The 20,547-nt window shown below is 70.7% G+C and carries 19 protein-coding genes, 1 pseudogene and 1 riboswitch; of the genes and pseudogenes, 12 read left to right on the plus strand and 8 right to left on the minus strand.

From position 1 onward, the window contains the following. From ACIQ7D_RS30850 to ACIQ7D_RS30865, 4 genes are all read left to right on the plus strand, one after another. A partial coding sequence (locus ACIQ7D_RS30850; protein ID WP_403943223.1) for a methionine adenosyltransferase domain-containing protein occupies window positions 1-246 on the plus strand: 246 nt, incomplete at its 5' end. Window positions 247-249: 3 nt separating this feature from the next. Next, window positions 250-1,236, plus strand: coding sequence for a methylenetetrahydrofolate reductase [NAD(P)H] (gene metF / locus ACIQ7D_RS30855; RefSeq protein WP_403943225.1), 987 nt, complete (start codon window positions 250-252; stop codon window positions 1,234-1,236). Beyond that, a complete protein-coding gene (locus ACIQ7D_RS30860; protein WP_403943227.1) occupies window positions 1,233-1,433 on the plus strand; it encodes a hypothetical protein in 201 nt (66 codons plus the stop codon). Before metF ends, ACIQ7D_RS30860 begins: the two co-directional genes overlap by 4 nt. A 3-nt stretch (window positions 1,434-1,436) precedes the next feature. Beyond that, on the plus strand, window positions 1,437-2,531 hold the full coding sequence (locus ACIQ7D_RS30865) for a transaldolase family protein (protein ID WP_403943229.1): 1,095 nt from the start codon (window positions 1,437-1,439) through the stop codon (window positions 2,529-2,531). A gap of 83 nt (window positions 2,532-2,614) precedes the next feature. On the opposite strand, the pseudogene ACIQ7D_RS30870 reads toward ACIQ7D_RS30865, so the two are convergent. Beyond that, window positions 2,615-2,923 (minus strand): annotated as a pseudogene (locus tag ACIQ7D_RS30870) (aminodeoxychorismate synthase component I); the annotation flags it as partial. 50 nt (window positions 2,924-2,973) lie between these two features. Then, window positions 2,974-3,738, minus strand: a complete 765-nt coding sequence (locus tag ACIQ7D_RS30875) for a methyltransferase domain-containing protein (RefSeq protein ID WP_403943232.1) — start codon at window positions 3,736-3,738, stop codon at window positions 2,974-2,976. A 278-nt stretch (window positions 3,739-4,016) separates the two neighbouring features. Here ACIQ7D_RS30875 and ACIQ7D_RS30880 point away from each other — a divergent pair, with 278 nt between their 5' ends. Beyond that, window positions 4,017-5,981, plus strand: a complete 1,965-nt coding sequence (locus tag ACIQ7D_RS30880; protein WP_403943235.1) for a helix-turn-helix domain-containing protein — start codon at window positions 4,017-4,019, stop codon at window positions 5,979-5,981. On the opposite strand, the gene ACIQ7D_RS30885 is transcribed toward ACIQ7D_RS30880, so the two are convergent. Beyond that, window positions 5,921-7,126 carry an IS701 family transposase gene (locus tag ACIQ7D_RS30885; RefSeq protein ID WP_403943238.1) on the minus strand — a complete coding sequence of 402 codons (1,206 nt, stop codon included), beginning with the start codon at window positions 7,124-7,126 and terminating at the stop codon, window positions 5,921-5,923. The genes ACIQ7D_RS30880 and ACIQ7D_RS30885 overlap by 61 nt on opposite strands. Before the next feature lie 207 nt (window positions 7,127-7,333). Beyond that, on the minus strand, window positions 7,334-7,975 hold the full coding sequence (locus ACIQ7D_RS30890; protein ID WP_403943241.1) for a CGNR zinc finger domain-containing protein: 642 nt from the start codon (window positions 7,973-7,975) through the stop codon (window positions 7,334-7,336). A 145-nt stretch (window positions 7,976-8,120) separates the two neighbouring features. Between ACIQ7D_RS30890 and ACIQ7D_RS30895 the strand changes: the two genes are divergently transcribed. Both ACIQ7D_RS30895 and ACIQ7D_RS30900 read left to right on the plus strand, forming a co-directional pair. Then, on the plus strand, window positions 8,121-8,591 hold the full coding sequence (locus tag ACIQ7D_RS30895; protein ID WP_403943244.1) for a hypothetical protein: 471 nt from the start codon (window positions 8,121-8,123) through the stop codon (window positions 8,589-8,591). A 237-nt stretch (window positions 8,592-8,828) separates the two neighbouring features. Next, complete coding sequence (locus ACIQ7D_RS30900) at window positions 8,829-9,701, plus strand: alpha/beta fold hydrolase (protein WP_403943246.1); 873 nt, start codon at window positions 8,829-8,831, stop codon at window positions 9,699-9,701. On the opposite strand, the gene ACIQ7D_RS30905 is transcribed toward ACIQ7D_RS30900, so the two are convergent. From ACIQ7D_RS30905 to gcvT, 4 genes are all read right to left on the minus strand, one after another. After that, on the minus strand, window positions 9,688-11,070 hold the full coding sequence (locus tag ACIQ7D_RS30905) for an L-serine ammonia-lyase (protein WP_403943248.1): 1,383 nt from the start codon (window positions 11,068-11,070) through the stop codon (window positions 9,688-9,690). The two genes, ACIQ7D_RS30900 and ACIQ7D_RS30905, sit on opposite strands and share 14 nt — an antisense overlap. A 121-nt stretch (window positions 11,071-11,191) precedes the next feature. Continuing rightward, window positions 11,192-12,460 (minus strand): serine hydroxymethyltransferase, encoded by a 1,269-nt coding sequence (gene glyA, locus ACIQ7D_RS30910; protein WP_403943250.1) that lies wholly within the window; start codon window positions 12,458-12,460, stop codon window positions 11,192-11,194. A 52-nt stretch (window positions 12,461-12,512) separates the two neighbouring features. Then, entirely contained in the window at window positions 12,513-12,890 is a 378-nt protein-coding gene (gene gcvH, locus ACIQ7D_RS30915; protein WP_403943252.1) for a glycine cleavage system protein GcvH, read from the minus strand. 152 nt (window positions 12,891-13,042) lie between these two features. Then, window positions 13,043-14,182 (minus strand): glycine cleavage system aminomethyltransferase GcvT, encoded by a 1,140-nt coding sequence (gene gcvT, locus ACIQ7D_RS30920; RefSeq protein WP_403943255.1) that lies wholly within the window; start codon window positions 14,180-14,182, stop codon window positions 13,043-13,045. Window positions 14,183-14,328: 146 nt separating this feature from the next. Further along, a riboswitch (glycine riboswitch) is annotated at window positions 14,329-14,426 on the minus strand. A 210-nt stretch (window positions 14,427-14,636) separates the two neighbouring features. Between gcvT and ACIQ7D_RS30925 the strand changes: the two genes are divergently transcribed. From ACIQ7D_RS30925 to ACIQ7D_RS30945, 5 genes are all read left to right on the plus strand, one after another. Next, window positions 14,637-15,404 (plus strand): AAA family ATPase, encoded by a 768-nt coding sequence (locus tag ACIQ7D_RS30925; protein ID WP_403943257.1) that lies wholly within the window; start codon window positions 14,637-14,639, stop codon window positions 15,402-15,404. Window positions 15,405-15,515: 111 nt separating this feature from the next. After that, window positions 15,516-16,250, plus strand: coding sequence for an enhanced serine sensitivity protein SseB (locus ACIQ7D_RS30930; protein ID WP_403943259.1), 735 nt, complete (start codon window positions 15,516-15,518; stop codon window positions 16,248-16,250). 316 nt (window positions 16,251-16,566) lie between these two features. Next, window positions 16,567-17,361, plus strand: a complete 795-nt coding sequence (locus tag ACIQ7D_RS30935; protein WP_403943261.1) for an enhanced serine sensitivity protein SseB C-terminal domain-containing protein — start codon at window positions 16,567-16,569, stop codon at window positions 17,359-17,361. A 360-nt stretch (window positions 17,362-17,721) separates the two neighbouring features. Beyond that, on the plus strand, window positions 17,722-18,720 hold the full coding sequence (locus ACIQ7D_RS30940) for an ABC transporter permease (protein ID WP_403943263.1): 999 nt from the start codon (window positions 17,722-17,724) through the stop codon (window positions 18,718-18,720). A 42-nt stretch (window positions 18,721-18,762) separates the two neighbouring features. Further along, window positions 18,763-20,523 (plus strand): ABC transporter substrate-binding protein, encoded by a 1,761-nt coding sequence (locus tag ACIQ7D_RS30945; RefSeq protein WP_403943265.1) that lies wholly within the window; start codon window positions 18,763-18,765, stop codon window positions 20,521-20,523. Window positions 20,524-20,547 lie beyond the last annotated feature (24 nt).

Genomic DNA, 20,547 nt, shown 5'->3' on the forward strand with positions numbered 1-20,547 from the left:
AAGGCCGAACCGGTCGGCCTCTTCGTCGAGACCTTCGGCACCGCCACGGTCGAACCCGAGAAGATCGAACAGGCCATCGGCCAGGTCTTCGACCTTCGCCCCGCCGCGATCATCCGCGACCTCGACCTGCTGCGCCCGGTCTACGCCCTGACGGCGGCGTACGGTCACTTCGGCCGGGAGCTGCCGGAGTTCACCTGGGAACGCACGGACCGCGTGGACGCCCTGCGCACCGTCACGGGAGTGTGAGTCGTGGAGCATCCGCCGCGGAGCCCAGGCCCGGGCGCCCCGCTCCCGAGGGCCGGCGCCCCGCTCCCGAGGGCCGGCGCCCCGTACTCCTTCTCCTTCGAGTTCTTCCCGGCGAGGACCGCCTCGGGAAACCGGTCGCTCTGGCAGGTGATCCGACGGGCCGAGTCGCTGTCGCCCGCGTTCGTCTCGGTCACCTACGGAGCGGGCGGCTCCTCCCGGGACCGTACGGTCGAGGTCACGCGGCGTATCGTCGCGGAGACCACGCTGCGCCCGGTCGCGCACCTCACCGCGGTCGGCCACTCGGTGGCCGAACTGCGGGGGATCATCGGCCGGTACGCGGACGCCGGCATCCGGGACATCCTGGTGCTGCGCGGCGATCCGCCCGGCGATCCCGGGGGTGAGTGGACCCCGCACCCACAGGGCCTGCGCCACGCGTACGAACTCGTGGAACTGGTCAGGTCGTTGGGGAACTTCACCGTCGGCGTCGCGGCGTTCCCCGAACGGCATCCGCGGTCGCCCGACTGGGAGAGCGACATCCGCCACTTCGTCGACAAGTGCCGGGCGGGCGCCGACTACGCGATCACCCAGATGTTCTTCGACGTGGCGGACTACCTGAGGCTGCGTGACCGGGTGACGGCCGCGGGATGCGACATTCCGATCATCCCGGAGATCATGCCGGCCGTCGACGTCCGCCAGATCGCCCGGTTCGCGGAACTGAGCGGTGCCGTGTTCCCCGCCGGGCTCGCGGACCGCCTGGAGTCGGCCCGGGACGACAAGGACGCCTCGTACCGGATCGGCGTGGAGTACGCGACCACGATGGGCCGCCGCCTGCTGGCCGAAGGCGCTCCGGGACTGCACTACATCACGCTGAACCGCTCCGCCGCGGCGTTCGACGTCCATCGCGGTGTCCTCGGCGCGGGGCGGAAACCGGCCGCCGCGTCCGGGCCCGTGGACGCCCGCTCGGCCCCGGTCGCGGGGCGGTCCCGGTGATCGTGACCGGTGTCGTCCTGCTTCTCGTGGCGGGCTGGGCGACCTGGCTCACGCACCGGAGCGGTCGTCCGGTCCCGTGGGAACAGTCGGCGGCCACCACCGGGGCGTGGGCCTTTCCGGCGGCCGACGACGACCGTTCCGATGCCGGCTTTCAGGCGTCCGAGAAGGCGACGCCCGACGAGAAGAAGAGTGAGTGAGCAGTGGACGAAGTGAAGACGGCCGGTAGCGGCTCCGCCCTGTCGGACCTGGTCCAGGAAGGGGTCTGCGTCTGGCTGGACGGGGTCACCCGCCGGGAGCTCGCGGACGGCAGTCTGCACCGCCGGGTCGCGGAGGACCAGGTGACCGGTGCCGTACTGCCCCTGCGGGAACTCGGGCGCGAGGTACGGGAGGGCAGCGCGTACCGCGAACAGATCGACGTGCTCGCTGAGCGGGGGGTCGGTGCGGAGGTGGCCCTGCGGACACTGCACCGCCACGATGTCCGCCGGGCCTGCGACATACTCGCGGCGCGGTTCGCCTCGACGCACGGTGAGGACGGCTGGGTCTGCGCCGAGCTGGACCCGAGGCTCGCCGACGACGCCGCCGGCTCGCTCGCCGAGGCACGGGCCCTGGCCGACGCGGTGAACCGGCCCAACCTGCTGATCACGGTGGCCGGTACGGCGGCGGGCATGGAGGTGGTGAGCGGCTGTGTCGCGGCGGGGATCGGGGTGAACGTCAGCCACCTCTACTCGCCCCGCCGCTACGAGAGCGCGGTGGACGCCTACTTCGAAGGACTCGAACGGGCCCTTGCCGCCGGGCGCTCGGTGGTCCGCGGCTCGGTGGCCTCCTTCGGAACGGCCCGCATGGACGCCGCGCTGAGCGCGCGGCAGGGGGCCGCCGCGCTGCCCGGCCGGTCCGCGCTGGCTCTCGCCAGGGCCGTCTACCACCTGTACGAGGAACGCCTCGGCACGAGCGGCTGGCGCAGGCTGCGCAGCGCGGGGGCCAGGCCGCAACGGCTGCTCTGGCCCGACGCGGGGGAAGCGGACCGGACGGTGGCCGCTCGCCGGGTGGAGGACCTGGTGGCCTGGAACACCGTGCAGACCATGTCGGCGCGGACCCTCGACGCGGTGGCCCAGGGGGGTCGGCTGCGCGGTGACACGCTCTCGGGGGAGGTCGCGGCCGCGCGGGAGCACCTGTCGGCGGTACGGATCAGCGGTGTGGGCGTCGAGGAGGTCGCCGGGGAAGTGGCCGCCACGGAGCTTCGTGGACTGGCGGAGGACCGGGCCGCGGTCGTCGAGTCATGGCGGGAGCCGCGTTGAGGGCCTTTCGGCCACGCGGGTGAGCGGCGCGGAGGCGTCGCCCGTGAACGAGAACCGGCCAAGTTCGCCGCCGGGTGCGCTCTTCCATATTCGGTTCCGATCGATTCCGGAGGAAACCGCACCCCGTGCGGCGGTCGATGCCGGTGCCGCATTCCGATGAGAACTCCGTCAGGTGTCCGGGCCGACGCTCCGAGTTCGTCAGGGAGGTGGGTGCCGGTAAGGGAGTGATAACGGGTCGCGTCGAACGGAGAAGGGAGTCCGGGGAACACTCCCTGTCCCGTGTGCGCCACGGGAGAATTCCGTCCGTGGCAGGATTCCGGTGCCCGGGTCACCTTTTCTCCGTCGGCCGACGTGATTGCCCGATGCCCGGGGCACATGCCGAACAGCGGAATCCTGCGGCGTTATCTCCTGGATCCGTGGCGGACGGGACGGGCGCCGGTGGTCAGACGCGCGCAAGCTGTCCGGAATCCCTGTCACGGTTGTCGTCCCGGGTGCGCCGGCTCACCACGGGAACCACTTCGAGCAGGGCGTGCTCGATCAGGTCGGTTCCTTCCAGCACGGTGCGGCGGCTCCGTACCCGTAGCTCACGACCGCACTGTTCGGCGATGCGCGCCAGCTCGGCCGCGTTGCCCCGTTCGCAGAAGTGCAGCAGAGCGGAGCCGGTGTCGGTGAGGTGGTGCACCGCCTGTTCGAGATACCGGCGGTGGGTGCGGTAGCCGGCATCCATGTACGCGCGCTCGTGGACCGAGCCGTAGGAGTAGTCCGCCGGAGCCAGCACGTAGTTGGAGCTCCAGAAGATCCGGTCGAACCGGGCGTCCTCGTCGAGCGCGTCGAACAGGTCGCTGTGGAGCACCGTCAGACGGTCGGTGACCCCGTGCCGCTCCGCGTTCATCCTGGTGTTCTCCACGGCGTTCCGGTTGATGTCCATCGCCACGGTCGTACGGTTGGACAGCGCGGCCTGGACGGCGATGACTCCGGACCCGCAGCCGATCTCCAGAAATGATGAGGGAGCGGCCTCGGGATTCGATTCCGCGAGTCCGAGAAGGTCGAGGGCAATACTGGTCGAGGGGGAGTAGACCGGCGCGAACACCTCGTCCAGCAAATCCCATTCGCGACCCGATATGGAGAAGACCCGGGGGCGGTTCGGGTTGTTCCTCGACAGTTTGCTGCGTTCCAGGGATTTGAGGTGGCTCCGCACGTCCAACATCGAACCTCCGGGATTCTGAAGGGGGGAATCTCGCCTGGTCAATTACTCTTCTATGGCTTCGGTCTTCCAGGAAGGTGACCCGGTGACAGGCCTGGCTGTCGCGATGGTGACGCGAACACCATCCATGGCGTGTGATGCTTGCCACATGCGACGGTGTCGATGACACCCAGGGAAGGTTTCCCGCAGTGAGGGCCGTGTGGTCAGCGGGCGCGACGGAAAGCGCGCACGCTCTGTCGGATAGGGCAACCCAAAAGATGAATTCACCTGAACATTCCGGTATGGAAGAAATGCTCGGTGTTCTCGAACTGCTCGCCGCGGAGGCGCCATTACCCGAGATCGAGGAACTGGTCCGGCGGGCCCGGGAAGCGGCATCCGGGCCCGACGCGGTGCGGCGACTGGAGCGTGCGGGGCAGATGGCGGCCGGTATCCACGCCCTGTTCGCGCGCCGCCAGCAGCGCGAGGCCGAGCTGTCGGCGCTCGTGGACACCGCGCGTGACCTGACCCTTCCGTACGACCTCGACGCACTGCTGTCGACCATCACCCGCCGTACCCGGACGCTGCTCGGCCTGGACATGTCGTACATCACCTTCCGCGACATCGAGGCGGGGGACAGCTTCGTCCGCACGGCGGACGGCCACGCGTCGGCGCTCACCGTGGGCTATCGCGTCCCCTACTCCGCGGGCCTGGGCGACGAGGCCGTCAGCCGGTCCGTACCGATGTGGAGTTCCGACTACCTCGCGGACACCCGGATGCGGCACACCAAGGTCCTGGACGACGTGGTCCGCGCCGAGGGACTGCGGGCCATCATCGCGGCCCCGCTGAGGTTCGGTGACGACGCCTTCGGCGTGCTGTACGCCGCCGACCGCAATGTGCGGCACTTCACCGTCGGGGAGGTCTCCCTGATGAGCTCGCTGGGAGACATGGCCGCCGTGGCCATCGAGAAGGCCCGCACGCTGGAACGGAGCCATGCCGATGTGCTGAGCCTCCAGTCCGGCACCTCGCGGATGACGACACAGCTCAACGAGGTCCGAAGACTCGCGGAGCGGCATGCGGGACTGGTGGACCGTGCTCTTGAGGGAGGCAGCCTGGGCACCCTCGTCTCCGAGGTGGCCGACACGTTCCGCGGCGCGGTATGGGTGCGGGACATGGAATACCGGCCGCTCGCGGGCCGCGGAACGATACCCCCGGTGGACGAGGCCGAGGTGTGGGAGGCCTCCCGCATGGTTTCCGTACGGCGCGCCCCCGTCGTCCTCGCCACGGGGACCTGGGTCGTGCCGGTGACCGCGGGGAACGAGGAACTCGCGGTCCTGCTCCTGCACCCCGAGGAGCCTCTGAACGGCTCGGCCGAGAGCACCTTGCGGCTGGCGTCCCAGGCGGTCGCGGTGCTGCTCCAGATACACCGCGGTGAGGCCGCGGCCGCGAGCCCGTTCCGCGACGAGCTGTTCGAGGATCTGCTGGTCGCTCCGCACCGCTCGGCCAAGCAGTTCATCCAACGGGCGCGCAGACTGAGCGTGGACCTCGAACGGCCGCACGTCGTCGTGGTGGTGCGCCCGGAGGGAGGAGCCCAGGGCAGGGCGGCCAGTTGGGCGGCGGCCTACGTACGGCGGCGGGACGGGCTGAGGAGCATTCAGAGCGGGTGCATCGCCCTGCTGCTGCCCTCCTCCGACTCCAGCGTCGCGGCCGCGGAGGTCTCCACCGAACTCACGCCCCTGCTCGGCCAGCCGGTGACCGTGGGAGCCGCGGGCCCGGTCTCCAGCCCGTCCCTGATCCAGCAGGCGCACCAGGAGGCGCTGCGCTGCCTGGACGCGTTGGTCTCCCTCAACAGCGTCGGCGCCTACGCGTCCACCGAGGACCTGGGCTTCCTCGGCGTGCTCCTGTCGGACAACAGGGACGCCGCCGGCTTCATCGACGCCACCATCGGACCGGTCCTCGACTACGATGCCCAGCGCTCGACCGAACTCACCAGGACCCTCGACGAGTACTTCGCCGCCGGAGGCAGTCCCCGGCGTGCCGCGGAGACGCTCCACGTTCACCCCAACACCGTCTCCCGCCGACTGGAGAGGATCACCGAACTGCTCGGCGCCGACTGGCTCAAGCCGGAGCGGGCGCTGGAGGTGCAGGTGGCGCTCCGGTTGCACCGTACGCACGACGTGCTGGTGCAGAAGAGGGACGGCGTGGCCGTTCAAGCGTCCAGGGAAGAGCCGCCCGAAGCCTCCGCGGACCGTAACTCCGCCATCGCGTAGGCGCAGGAGGCCAGAGTCATGTGCCGGTGCCATCCCTGGAAGGAGCGTCCTTCGTAGTCCCGCAGTCCGACCTCCTTGCCACGGGCGCGCCACCCCGCGTCGACCCTGTGGGCCAGCCGTGTCGCGCGCAACAGGGCGGGTGACGCGGGCTCGTCGACGTTGGTGAGCCACAACTCGTCCGGCGCACGCCGCGGTTCGTGCCACACGCCGAGGAGTGCGAGTCCGCCGGCCGGGCCGGGGCACCGCGGGTCCCGGGGGCCGGGGAGGCGTACGCTCGCCGTCGCGGTCACGGGCGGGTTCCCCCCGTGCGCCAGGTGGCCCGCGGAGCGCGTCCGCCGCGCCTGGTCGAGAGCGGCGTGGGCGGGAGTGAGCCGCCGCGTGTGTCCGGCGCCCCGGCGCTGTTCGTCCACGGTGAGGAGCGTGCGTCCGCTGATGCGCACGGCGACGGGAGACGTGTGCCGGAACATCTGTGACACCTGGGCCCGTTCGTCGTCGCCCCGGGCGTCGGCCACGATCAGCCGTGGGGCGACCTGCCACGCGCGGACGTCGTCGAGGAGGTTCGCGACGCAGTTCTCGGCGGTGGCGGTCGCGGTGGCGAGCCCGTCCGGGAACTCCTCTACGGTACGACGCCGCCCGGGCCCGGGATCGGGCACGCGCAGTCGCCAGCTCACTGGCGCGACCATCCGTTCGGAGGCGTACCACATGCTGAACGCCTGTTGCCCGACGACCCGATGCCCCTCCTCGGCCGAGAAGTGCGGGAACACCCCCACCATGCGCCTGCCCGCTTTGGGGATGGACACCGGCAGGGCGACCCAGACCGGGACGGGGCCGTTGCCGCCGAGGAACGCCGCCAGTGCCCCGCGCACCGGACCCACGTCCCAGCGGGAGCTGTTGACGAAGTGGTGCAGCCGCTGCTCGTCCCCCGGCACACCGACCGAGGCCGCGATGTTCGCGATCGACTTGCGCCCCTGGGCCCGGAGCAGCCCGTCCATGTACTGCCGGGCCCGGACGCGCTGGTCGTAGCCGCGGAACCGGGAGAAGAGGGCGGTGCAGAGCTCGGTGACGACATCCACCGGGCCGGCGACGTGGTGATGCGCTGGACGCGTGGGCCGGGCGTGGTCGTGCAGTGATGTGGCGTGGGCCATGGCGGCGCCTCCTGGTGCACGGGTGCTCTACGCACTCCCACCAGGTTTCGGGTGACAGGCCGTCTGCGGCGAGGTGTGACGGCGACACCGTGGCACCCCGGGATGGTGACCGGGTCACCATGGCGGCTCCTTCCGCGCCCCCGGACCGGCGATGGGCGCTGTGCGGGTGGTGATCCGGTCACCACTCCCACACCACCCACCGTCGGCTCACCGCGAGCCCGTGCCGCTCCCGCTCCGGTCCCCGTTCGCGTCCCCGTTCTCCGGGCGTGCCTCGCTCCCCTGCCGGCGGGCCCGGTGGTTGGCGACGTTCAGCCGGTTCCCGCACAGGCCGGGCATGCAGTAGCGGCGACGGCCGGCCTTGCTGGTGTCGATGAACATGCCCGCGCAGACGGGGGAGGCGCAGTGCCGGAAGCGGGCATGGCTGAGTGTGTGCAGTACGCCGAGCAGCCCGACCCCCACGAGGGCGCCGAGCTCGTCGGCGACAGAGGCCCGCGGGTCGGTGGCCACGTGCCATTCCCACTTCCCGTCGGGGTCGCGGAGCAGGGTCGGGGCCGCGGACGCCCGCGCGGCCAGCTCGTTCGCGCCTTCGGCGACCTCGTCCTCGTGCCCGGCCTCCAGCAGAGCGCGCGTCTCCTGGCGCAGCGCGAGCACCTGGGCGAGATCGGTGCCGGTCGGCAGGGCGCCCCGGGGCAGGGCGTCGAGCCGTGCCTCGTGTTCGTCCAGGAAGCGCGCCAACGCGGGTGGATCGGTGAGGACTTCGCCCGTGCTGGTCCAGACGAGGGCCGAGGTGTTGACGAGGTCGGTGGCGATACCTGCCCCGAAGCTGTAATTGGAAAAAAGTATCTTCATGCCTTACTCCATGCTAGGGTAATGCGAGAACTTCGATTATATCCCTTACGGAGGCTTCGGGCCTGCCGGATTCCGGCCTGCCGGAATCCCGGTTCCGGCCTCCGGCCGGACGAGAACCGCTCCGCCCGCAGACAAGGAGAACTCCATGAACACCGCCGCGTTCCTCGCCTACTTCGACGGTCGCCGACGTCGCTGGGACCTCGTTCTCGAAGACTGCGCGGAAGTGGCGCGGGAAGACCCTCGCGCCCAGTTGCTCGCGGTCTTCGACGCGCTCACCGAGTGGGCCCACGCACCGTGCGACGGCTTCCGCAGCAACGCGTTCGTCAACGCGCAGGTAACACTGGCCGAGCCCGGCAGCGTGATCCGCGCGGTCGTCACCCAGCACAAGCGTGCGCTGCGGACCCGGATGCTCACCCTGGCCGAGGCCGCCGGCGCGCCGGACCCCGGCCTCCTCGTGGACCAACTCCTCCTGATCCTCGAAGGGGCGATCTGCACCCGGTCGCTGGGCACGGTCGCAGAGCCCGCGGAGAAGGCGCGGCACACGGCGGACCAGCTCATCGCGGCCGCCATCGCGCCGGCTTCCGTCGCTCGCGGGGTGGCGAGGCCGTCCATGTGAGACCGCGCCGGTCCTCCCACGCGGCCGCTGCGCGAATCCGGCGGCCCTCCCCTCCCGGATGATCTCCAGCCACTAAAATCCAGTCCGAGCCACCTTCGGCCGTATCCCGGCAGCGGCCGTCGCGCTTCGGCGGCGTCGATGACGGGACGGAGCCGTACGTTCGGCGGACCCGCGTCCGGGCCGAACCCGGCTCGATCGACCGGCTCGGGCCGGAGGTACCACCGAGAGGAACAGCGCGTGAGTGCATGGGAACTGGCCGAGACCTTCCGCAGCACGTCCGGAGAGGTCCGCTGGGGCAGCCTCGGAGAACCCGGTCAGGATCCGGTCGTGCTCCTCCACGGCACGCCCTTCTCCTCGTACGTCTGGCGCGCTGTCGCCCGCTCGCTCGCCCGCCGTCACCAGGTGTTCGTGTGGGACATGCCCGGTTACGGGGCGTCGGAGATGTCCGCCGGCCAGGATGTCTCCCTGGCCGCCCAGAGCCGGGTCTTCGCCGAGCTACTGACCCACTGGGGCCTGGAGGAACCTTCGGTGGCCGCCCACGACTTCGGCGGCGCCGTCTCCCTGCGGGCGCATCTGCTGCACGGCGCCCGTTACCGCGCGCTCGCCCTGGTCGACCCGGTCGCGCTGGCGCCGTGGGGCTCCCCGTTCTTCCGGCTCGTCGGCGAACACTCCGGGGTCTTCGAGCAGTTGCCGCCCGCACTGCACCATGCGCTGGTGCGCGAGTACGTGAGTTCGGCGAGCAGCCCCGGCCTGCACCCGGCGGTCCTCGACCGGCTGGTCCGGCCCTGGCTCGGCGACCTCGGCCAGGCGGCCTTCTACCGGCAGATCGCCCAGGCCGACCAGGTTCACACCGACGAGGTGCAGGACCGGTACGGCGAGATCGACATCCCGACGCTGGTGTGCTGGGGCGAGGACGACGACTGGATCCCCCTCGCGAAGGGACGGGAGCTCGCCGCCCGCATCCCCGACGCACGGCTTGAACCCCTCGCCGGCGCCGGCCACCTCGTCCAGGAGGACGCGCCCGCCGAACTCGCGGCCGCGCTCACCGCCTTCCTCCAGAACCCGCGCCGACGCCCGACGGCACGGGCCCAGGATCTCAGCACTCGATGATGTTCACCGCGAGCCCGCCCCGGGCCGTCTCCTTGTACTTGACCGACATGTCCGCGCCGGTCTCCTTCATGGTCTTGATGACCTTGTCCAGCGAGACCTTGTGGCTGCCGTCCCCCCGCAGCGCCATCTTCGCCGCCGTGACCGCCTTCACCGCCGCCATGCCGTTGCGTTCGATGCACGGGATCTGGACCAGGCCGCCGACCGGGTCGCAGGTCAGGCCCAGGTTGTGTTCCATGCCGATCTCCGCCGCGTTCTCGACCTGTTCCGCGCTGCCGCCCAGGACCTCGGCCAGGGCGCCCGCCGCCATGGAGCAGGCCGAGCCGACCTCGCCCTGGCAGCCGACCTCGGCGCCCGAGATGGAGGCGTTCTCCTTGAAGAGCATGCCGATCGCGCCCGCCGCGAGGAGGAAGCGGACCACGTTCTCGTCCTTCTCCGCCGCTGTCGCGCCGCCCGCCGCGAAGTTCATGTAGTAGTGCAGGACGGCCGGGATGATGCCCGCCGCGCCGTTCGTCGGGGCGGTGACGACCCGGCCGCCCGCCGCGTTCTCCTCGTTCACGGCCATCGCGTACAGCGTGATCCACTCCATCGCGTGGGCCTGCTGGTCGCCCTCGGCGCGCAGTTGGCGCGCCGAGTGGGCGGCGCGGCGGCGGACCTTGAGGCCGCCGGGGAGGATGCCCTCGCGGGACATGCCCCGGGAGACGCACGCCTGCATGACCCGCCAGATCTCCAGCAGCCCGGCCCGGATCTCGTCCTCCGTGCGCCATGCCTTCTCGTTCTCCAGCATCAGCGCGGAGATCGACAGGCCAGTGTCGGCGGAGAGCCGCAGCAGTTCGTCGCCGGTGCGGAAGGGGTGTTTCAGTACGGTGTCGTCCAGTTTGATCCGGTCCTCGCCCACCGCATCGTCGTCCACGACGAAGCCGCCGCCCACCGAGTAGTACGTCTTCTCCAGCAGCGGCGCGCCCTCGGTGTCGTACGCGGACACCGTCATGCCGTTGGCGTGGTACGGCAGGGCCTTGCGGCGGTGCAGGACCAGGTCCGTGTCGGCGTCGAAGGCGATCTCGTGGACGCCGAGCAGGCTGAGCCGGCCGGTGTCGCGGATACGTGCCACCTTGCCGTCGGCGCTCTCCACGTCGACCGTGCGCGGGGAGTCGCCCTCCAGGCCCAGGAGGACGGCCTTCGGGGTGCCGTGGCCGTGGCCGGTCGCGCCGAGCGAGCCGTACAGCTCGCACCGTACGGACGCGGTGTGGGCGAGCAGGCCCTCGTTCTTGAGGCGGCGCGCGAACAGGCCCGCCGCGCGCATCGGACCGACCGTGTGGGAACTGGAGGGGCCGATGCCGACCGAGAACAGGTCGAAGACCGAGATGGCCACGGTGGTGCTCCTTACAAGGTGTCGTACGGCGAGGAGGCCGGACGTGGAACGGGGCACCGCGCCGTAAGGACCAGGGGTGGTGGTCCGGTGCGCGCGGTGCCCCGGCGTACTCGGGTCGGGATTACAGGCCCGGGTACAGCGGGTGCTTCTCGGCGAGCGCGGTGACCCGGCCCGCCAGTGCCTCACGGTCGAACTCCGGCTTCAGCGCCGCCGCGATGATCTCCGCGACCTCGGCGAAGTCCTCGGCGGTGAAGCCGCGGGTGGCGAGCGCGGGGGTGCCGATCCGCAGGCCCGAGGTGACCATCGGGGGGCGCGGGTCGTTCGGGACGGCGTTGCGGTTGACGGTGATGCCGACCTCGTGGAGCCGGTCCTCGGCCTGCTGGCCGTCCAGCTCCGAGTCGCGCAGGTCGACCAGGACCAGGTGGACGTCCGTACCGCCGGACAGGACGGAGACGCCCGCCTCGGTCACGTCCGGCTGCACCAGCCGCTCGGCGAGGATCCGGGCGCCGTCCAGGGTGCGCTGCTGGCGCTCCTTGAACTCGTCCGTGGCCGCCACCTTGAAGGAGACCGCCTTGCCCGCGATGACATGCTCCAGCGGGCCGCCCTGCTGGCCGGGGAAGACCGCGGAGTTGATCTTCTTCGCCAGTTCCTTGGTGGAGAGGATCACGCCGCCGCGCGGACCGCCGAGGGTCTTGTGCGTGGTGGTGGTGACGACGTGGGCGTGCGGCACCGGGTTGGGGTGCAGCCCGGCGGCGACCAGACCCGCGAAGTGCGCCATGTCGACCATCAGATACGCGCCGACCTCGTCCGCGATCCGGCGGAAGGCCGCGAAGTCGAGCTGGCGGGGGTACGCGGACCAGCCGGCCACGATCAGCTTCGGGCGGGACTCCTTGGCGAGCCGTTCGACCTCGGCCATGTCGATCTGGCCGGTCTCGCCGTCGACGTGGTACGCGACGACGTTGTAGAGCTTGCCGGAGAAGTTGATCTTCATGCCGTGGGTGAGGTGCCCGCCGTGCGCGAGGTTCAGACCCATGATCGTGTCGCCGGGGGAGAGCAGCGCGAACATCGCGGCGGCGTTCGCCTGGGCGCCCGAGTGCGGCTGTACGTTCGCGTGCTCGGCGCCGAAGAGCGCCTTCACCCGGTCGATGGCGATCTGCTCGACCACGTCGACGTGCTCACAGCCGCCGTAGTAGCGGCGACCCGGGTAGCCCTCGGCGTACTTGTTGGTGAGGACGGAGCCCTGGGCCTCCATGACCGCGACCGGCGCGAAGTTCTCCGAGGCGATCATTTCGAGGGTGGACTGCTGGCGGTGGAGTTCGGCGTCGACAGCGGCGGCGACGTCGGGGTCCAGCTCGTGGAGTGAGGCGTTCAGAAGCGACTTCGAAGACATCACGGTCCCTGGGGTGTCTTGGTGAGGGGTCGGCCGGGTGAGCTGCGTCACGTCAGACGCCGGAGAACTCTGCGTATTCGTCCGCGGTGAGCAGGTCCTTCGGCTCCTCGGTGACGCGTACCTTGAACAGCCAGCCGCCCTCGAAGGGCGCGGAGTTCACCAGTGAGGGGTCGTCGACGACGTCCTGGTTCGTCTCGGTGACCTCGCCGGTCACCGGGGCGTACAGGTCGCTGACGGACTTGGTGGACTCCAGCTCTCCACAGGTCTCGCCCGCGGTCACCGTCTCACCGACCTCCGGAAGCTGGGCGTACACGACATCGCCGAGGGCGTTGGCCGCGTACTCCGTGATACCGACCGTCGACACACCGTTCTCGGCGGCCGTCAGCCACTCGTGCTCCTTGCTGTAGCGAAGCTGCTGGGGGTTGCTCATGACCTGAATTCTCCTGTACGCGGGGGAGTGGTGCGGAACCGCTGTCTTGCGGACCGAGACGGCGCCGGAACGGCGCCGGAACGGCGCGCGACGCATGGGTGGGACGGGTGGGACGCGTGGCGGGGCCGCCGGGGTGCCGGACGGCGCCCGTATCACTTCCGGCGCTGGTAGAACGGCAGCGCCACGACCTCGTACGGCTCGTGGGAGCCGCGGATGTCCACGCCCACCCCCGCCGTACCGGGCGCGGCGTACGCGGCGTCCACGTACGCCATGGCGATCGGCCGGCCCAGCGTCGGCGACGGGGCGCCCGAGGTGACCTCGCCGACGACGGCGCCGCCGGCGACCACCGGGTACCCGGAGCGCGGGACGCGGCGGCCCTCCGCGATCAGGCCGACCAGCTTGCGCGGCGGTGCGGACGCGGCGCGCTCGGCGGCCGCCTCCAGCGCCGCGCGGCCGACGAAGGCGCCGCCGTTCGACGTCTTGTCGAACTTCACGACCCGGCCGAGACCCGCGTCGAACGGGGTGAGCGCGGTGGACAGCTCGTTCCCGTACAGCGGCATGCCCGCCTCCAGCCGGAGCGTGTCACGGCAGGAGAGCCCGCAGGGCACCAGCCCGACCCCCGCGCCGGCCTCGGTGAGCGCCTTCCACAACTCCTCCGCGTGCCGGGGCTCGACGAAGAGTTCGAAGCCGTCCTCCCCGGTGTAGCCGGTCCGCGCGATCAGTGCGGGGACCCCGGCGACGGTGCCGGGCAGGCCGGCGTAGTACTTGAGCCCGTCCAGGTCGGCGTCGGTCAGCGCCTTCAGGATGCCGGGGGACTCCGGACCCTGGACGGCGAGCAGCGCGTACGCGTCGCGGTCGTCCCGTACGGCGGCGTCGAACCCCGTCGCACGGGCGGTGAGCGCGTCCAGGACGGTCTGCGCGTTGGAGGCGTTGGCGACGACCAGGTACGTGTCCTCGCCGAGGCGGTAGACGATCAGGTCGTCCAGGATCCCGCCGTCCTCCTGGCAGATCATCGTGTAGCGGGCCCGGCCCGCCGCCACGGCGCCGATGTTGCCGACGAGCGCGTGGTCGAGGAGGCGTCCGGCGTCCGGCCCCGTGACGGTGATCTCGCCCATGTGGGAGAGGTCGAAGAGCCCGGCACGGGTACGGACGGCGGTGTGCTCGTCGCGCTCACTGCCGTAGCGCAGCGGCATGTCCCAGCCGGCGAAGTCGGTCATGGTCGCGCCCAGCGCGCGGTGCGTGGCGTCGAGGGCGGTACGGCGCGGGGTGCTGCTCGGGGGGACATGGCTCATCGGTGTGGCTCCCAGGGCATGACGGCGAGGACGGTCCTCCCCATCTGTCATCGGAACCTGAGAGGTTCATCACGACCCCGCGTATGGAGGGCATGACTTGCACCTTGGGTGGAGCCACGACGACGCGGCCCGCTTTTCAGATCTGCCTCATCCACGCGGTACGGGGCCTGAGAGATTCAAGGGAGGAACTTGCTCCTTCGGCGCCCGGCGCACACGGTGACCGGGACTCTCCCGCGCGGATTCAAACGGCCGGTATGCAGTTGGCGGGCACATCATCGCACGGGCCGCCACGGGGTGGCGCGGCCGGTCGGCACGCCGTCGCGCGGATGACCGGGCGCGCCGCGGGTACGGGTGAGAAGCTTGCGGGACATTACCAAGTCTTTACACTTCATGGGCAAGAGTCATGGGCCAGACGGACTGAGCTGACACGGACTGAGCTGACAGGGGGACGGCGATGATCTCGCAGGGGTCCGGCGCGTGTGCCACGACCGCGGGCATGCCCGCACAGCAGGGCGTGAGAGCGGCAGGGGGCGGCCGGGCGGTGAGGGGCCCGGGGGCGGTGAGCGCCCCCAGCGCCACCACCGCCCCTGTCGCCACCACTGCCACCACCGCCCCCGCCGTGCCGCCCGCCCCCGCCGTGCGCGATCTGCGGGGGCGGGGACCCGGAGGAGGACCCGACGGTCTCGTCTTCGACGCGGGGGACCTCGTCGTGGTCTCCGGGCTGCCCGGCAGCGGGAAGTCCACGCTGATCCGGCGGGCCGCGCAGGGCGGCGGCATCGACTCCCAGGACGCGCGGGACCGCTGGGCCCGGCTGATGCCGCCCGCGCTGCCGTACGCCGTCTACCGCCCCCTCGTACGGACGGCGCACTACGCGGGGCTCCGGCGCGCGCTGCGCTCCGGCGCGGGCCTGGTCGTGCACGACTGCGGTACGCAGACATGGGTACGGCGCTGGCTCGCCCGGGAGGCCCGCGCACGCGGGCGCCGGCTGCATCTGCTCCTGCTGGACGTGGCGCCGGAGACCGCCAGGGAGGGCCAGCGCGAGCGCGGCCGGGGCGTCTCGGGGTACGCCTTCGCGCGCCACCGTGGCGCGGTCCGCCGGCTGCTCACGGACGCCGAGGCGGGCCGGCTCCCCGCCGGGTGCGCCTCGGCCGTACTGCTGGACAGGGACGCGGCGGGCGCGCTGGGGCGGATCGCCTTCTTAACGGCGCCGGACACCGAGTGACCCGCCCGCAGGCCGCGGAGCGACCCGCCCGCGGGCGGCGCACCCTGCGGCCTGCGGCGTTAGGGTGCTGCCGCAGGGTCCTGGGCGCACGGGGTGGAGAGGTACACAGTGGTGAACACAGCATGGCCGGGCAACGAGCTGGAAGAGGTGCTCACCGCCTCGCTCGGCAATGACGCGGCGGGCGGACGGCTGGTCGAGGTGCTCGGACGCAGCGAGATCTGGGTTCCGCTGCCCAACGGGGGCGGCCCCGACAGCCCGGCGCTCGATCTGCCGACGGTGGAGATCGACGGCGCCCCGTACGTCCCGGTCTTCAGCTCGCACCAGCAGTTCCTCAGTTGCGTCGGCGACCACATGGCGTTCACCGTCGCGCCCGCTCGCGACTTCGCCCGCGGAATGCCGCCGCGGCTCGGCATCGCGATCAACCCGGGCGGAGCGGTCGGGGCGCCGCTGCCGCCGCTCGCCGTCGCCGAACTGTGCCGGGTGGGGCGTACGCCGCTCGACGGACCGGCCAGCGGGGGCCGCGTCAGGCTCTTCCAGCCGGACTGGAAGGAGGACCCGGTCGACTTCCTCGCCGCCGCGGCGGCCGAGTTCGGGGCGACGGGCACGGTGGCCACCGCCCGCCGCGCGCTCGCCAGCGTCGAGGGCGAGCCGCCGGTCCTCTTCATCGGCGTCCAGCTCTCCTCCTGGGAGGCCGCCGACCGCAACGCGCCGATGGACGCGCTCGGCCGCGCGCTGGGCCGGGTCCCGGTGGCCTGGCCGGTCAACCTCCTCCTGCTGGACCTGACCCAGGATCCGGTCGGCGAGTGGATGCTGGCGAAGGTCAGGCCCTTCTACGAACGGGCGTAGCCGGGAAGAGAACGGGCGTGGCCGGGAACGCCGGGCGGCGACCGGCTCCGTGCACCACGCCTTACGTACCGGCTTCGTACCGCACTCCGTGTCCCATCCGGGACCTGACGGAGGGGTACGACCGGCCGGGGCGGGTAGGACCCGTAGTCGCGGGCACGTCGCCGCCACGGCCGCGCCTCCCGCCTATGCGGCACGCACACCCGCCGTCAAGTCGGTGTCAGGCCAGCCGCCTAAGCTGGTTTGATGGCCTGGCCGGCGCACCGCGCGGCGCCGGGGAGCGGGACGAATGGTGGATCGAAGAGGGGCGGGACCCAGAGTGAGCGCGTCAGGCACCGCGGCGGCCGGGCAGGTCGAGCACATGCTGCGCCAGGTGACGCCGGGACGGTACGACGCGTACGAGGCACTGCTCCAGGCCCTCGCCGACGACAGCGTCTGGATGCTGCTCTGGCACGGTCAGGCCGGTTCGCCCGACGCCCAGTACGGCAACATGGAGGTCGACGGGCTGGGTTACGCGCCCTGCGTCACCTCCGCCCAGGAGCTGTCCGCCAGCGGCTGGACCCGGGCGCACGAGGTGGTTTCCGGCCGTGACATCGCCCGTGCCCTCTTCCCGGACCGCTGGGGGATCTGGCTCAATCCGCACGCGCCAGGCGGCGGCCTCGGCATCCCGTGGCTGGACCTGCGCCGGATCGCCACCGGCCTCGACCGGATGCCCGCGGGCCCGCTGCGGCTCTCCGAGCCCGCCATCCAACTCCCGCAGTTCTACGCCCTGCTCACGCAGAACGCGCACCGCACCCCCGCCGTACGCTCGCTGCGCCGCGCCTGGGTGCAGCCGGCGCTGGGCGCCCCGTACCTGGCGATCGGTCTCGACCTGTACGACACGGGCCCGGCCTCCGTCGACTCCGTACGCGCGATGATGCGCCAGTCGATCGGCGCCGTCCCCGACGGGCTGCCGGTCTCCACGGTCGCGATGTCCGACGAGTACGACCCGGTCACGATGTGGCTGCGTGTCAACTCCCGCCCGTTCTACGACCGGGAGGCGCACGCGGCGCAGGCGGCGCCCGTCCAGTCCTCCGGTTACGGCTATCCGCCCCCCGCCTCTCGCGCATACTGAACGCTCGACGGGGGAGGAACGGGTGTGTCAGGCATGCCCGTTCTGGTGGATTCTGACGGATTGGTGATCGGTCTCGTCCGTTGAGGTCAAAGCCGTGTCCGTATAACGGTAACCCTCAGATCGCATCACGGTTGAGCAAACATTCCCGGATGGGGCTGGCGGGTGATCGCGATAGGGCTGAAGACTCCCTCCAGCAGGTGGCATCGGCACGTATGTGCGACTGATGTGTGGGCGACGCGCTGACAGAAGCAGATCTCCCGAACCGGGGGGACCACCATGCGACATCAATGAAGCGAACGAAGCCGCTACAGCGGCGGTCACAGGCCGGCCACCCGTCGGCCGAGAGGGGTCTCCAGCGCAATGACGGCACCTATCGAGACCACCGGGTCGGCGGCGCAAGCGCAGCCGGAAGCGGTGCTGGAAGGCGCCGGGGGCAAGCAGATCGAGGGCCGTTCGCTCGGCCGGATCGCGTGGACGCGTTTCAAACGGGACAAGGTCGCCATGGCGGGCGGCGTCATCGTGATCCTGCTGGTCCTTGTCGCCGTACTCTCCAAACCGCTCCAGTCGTTCTTCGGGCTCGACCCCAACGCCTTCAACCAGGACCTGGTCGACCCCACGCTGCTCGCGCCCAAGGGCAGCTTCGGCGGCATGAGCTGGGACCACCCCCTGGGAGTCGAACCGCAGACCGGCCGGGACATCCTGGCCCGCATCATCGAGGGCTCCTGGGTCTCCCTGGTCGTCGCGGCCGGCTCCACGCTGCTCTCCGTCGTCATCGGCGTCGTGATGGGCATCGTCGCCGGCTTCTACGGCGGCTGGGTCGACAGCACCATCAGCCGCATGATGGACACCTTCCTCGCCTTCCCGCTGCTCCTCTTCGCGATCTCCATCTCGGCGTCGCTCCAGGGCAAGGTGTTCGGGCTCGAAGGGCTCTCACTGCGCATCGCCGTACTGATCTTCGTCATCGGCTTCTTCAGCTGGCCGTACATCGGCCGCATCGTGCGCGCGCAGACGCTCAGCCTGCGCGAGCGCGAGTTCGTGGAGGCGGCCAGGTCGCTCGGCGCGCGCGGCCCGTTCATCCTCTTCCGGGAGCTGCTGCCCAACCTGATCGCGCCGATCCTCGTCTACTCGACGCTGCTGATCCCCACCAACATCCTCTTCGAGGCCTCCCTGAGCTTCCTCGGCGTCGGTATCGCCCCGCCGCAGTCCTCGTGGGGCGGCATGCTGTCCACCGCGGTCGACCTGTACCAGGTCGACCCGATGTTCATGGTCATTCCTGGCATGGCGATCTTCATCACCGTGCTGGCCTTCAATCTGCTGGGGGACGGTCTGCGTGACGCACTCGACCCCCGTGGCAAGTAATCGCGGCCCGGCCGCACCATCGATCGAGGGGGCTTTCCTCAGGTGAACAGCAGAAAGACAGCATCGGCCATCGCCGTCACGCTGGCGTTGGCACTTGGTGCTACCGCCTGTGGCAGCGGTGACAGCGACAGCAAGGACGGCAACGGGGGCGGCAGCGCGAAGGCCGATGCCGGACTGAGCGGCATCGTCAACGCGAGCACCAAGAAGGGGGGGACGGTCACGTACGAGCACTCCAGTGGCCCGGACTCCCTGGACCCGGGCAACACGTACTACGGCTGGGTGCAGAACTTCTCCCGCATGTACGCCCGTTCCCTGGTGACGTTCAAGCCGGCCGCCGGCAAGGAGGGCCTCACGGTCGTCCCCGACCTGGCGACCTCCCTCGGCAAGGGCAGCCCGGACGCCAAGACCTGGACGTACACGCTCCGCAAGGGCGTCAAGTTCCAGGACGGTACCGAGATCACCTCCGCGGACGTCAAGTACGCCATTGAGCGCTCCAACTTCGCGCCCGAGGCCATCTCCAACGGTCCGACGTACTTCAAGTCGTACCTGGAGGGTGGCGACAAGTACAAGGGTCCGTACAAGGACAAGTCGCCCGACGGTCTCAAGTCCATCGAGACGCCGGACAAGTACACGATCACGTTCAAGCTGAACAAGCCGTTCGCGGACATGGACTACCTGGCCGCGTTCTCGCAGACGGCTCCGGTCCCGCAGAAGGCCGACACGGGCGCCGAGTACGTCCAGAAGATCGTGTCCTCGGGCCCGTACAAGTTCGACTCGTACAGTGAGAGCCGCGGCGCGACGTTCTCCCGGAACCCCGAGTGGGACCCGGCGACGGACCCGATCCGCAAGGCGCTGCCGGACAAGATCGAGCTGAAGTTCAACGTCAACGCCTCGACGGTCGACGAGCACCTGCTCAGCGACACGATCACCGCGGACATCGCCGGCACCGGGCTCCAGTCCAAGACGCAGCCGAAGGTGCTCGTCAAGCCGGCCGAGAAGGCCCGGACGGACAACCCCTACGCCGGCGCGCTCGCCTACCTGGCGATGAACGTCAACGTGAAGCCGTTCGACAACATCGAGTGCCGCAAGGCCGTGCAGTACGCGGTGGACAAGGCCGGCGTGGTCGACGCGGTCGGCGGCTCGGTCAAGGGTGACCCCGCCTCCACGATGATCCCGCCGTCGGTCGCCGGCTACAAGAAGTTCGACCTGTACCCGACCGCGGGCAACAAGGGCGACGCGGCCAAGGCCAAGGAACAGCTCACCAAGTGCGGTCAGCCGAAGGGCTTCAAGACCTCGCTGACGGCCCGTTCCGACCGTCCCGACGAGGTCCAGGCCGCCACGCAGATCCAGCAGAGCCTGAAGGCGATCGGCATCGAGGCCGACATCAAGCAGTTCCCGGCGGACAAGTACTTCACGGACTTCGCGGGCTCCCCCAAGTGGGTCCACGACAACAAGGCCGGCCTGATGATGATGGCCTGGGGTGCCGACTGGCCCACCGGCTACGGCTTCCTCGACTCCATCGTGAACGGCTCGGCCATCAAGCCGTCCGGTGGCACGAACCTGATGGAGCTGAACGACCCGAAGATCAACAAGGCGCTGACCGACGGTATCGGCACCCTCGACGCCACCGCCCGTGGTGAGAAGTGGGGCGAGGTCGACAAGCTGGTCCTGGAGAACGCGTCCGCGGTGCCGCTCTTCTACAAGAAGAACCTGCTGTACCGCCCGGACTCGGCCACCAACGTCACCGTCGCGGAGTCGTACCTCGGTATGTACGACTACGTGCTGATGAGCTCGTCCAAGTAAGTCCGCGTGATCCTCCGAGCGGGC

The organism is Streptomyces sp. NPDC096310 (assembly GCF_044763125.1).
Lineage (GTDB): Bacteria > Actinomycetota > Actinomycetes > Streptomycetales > Streptomycetaceae > Streptomyces.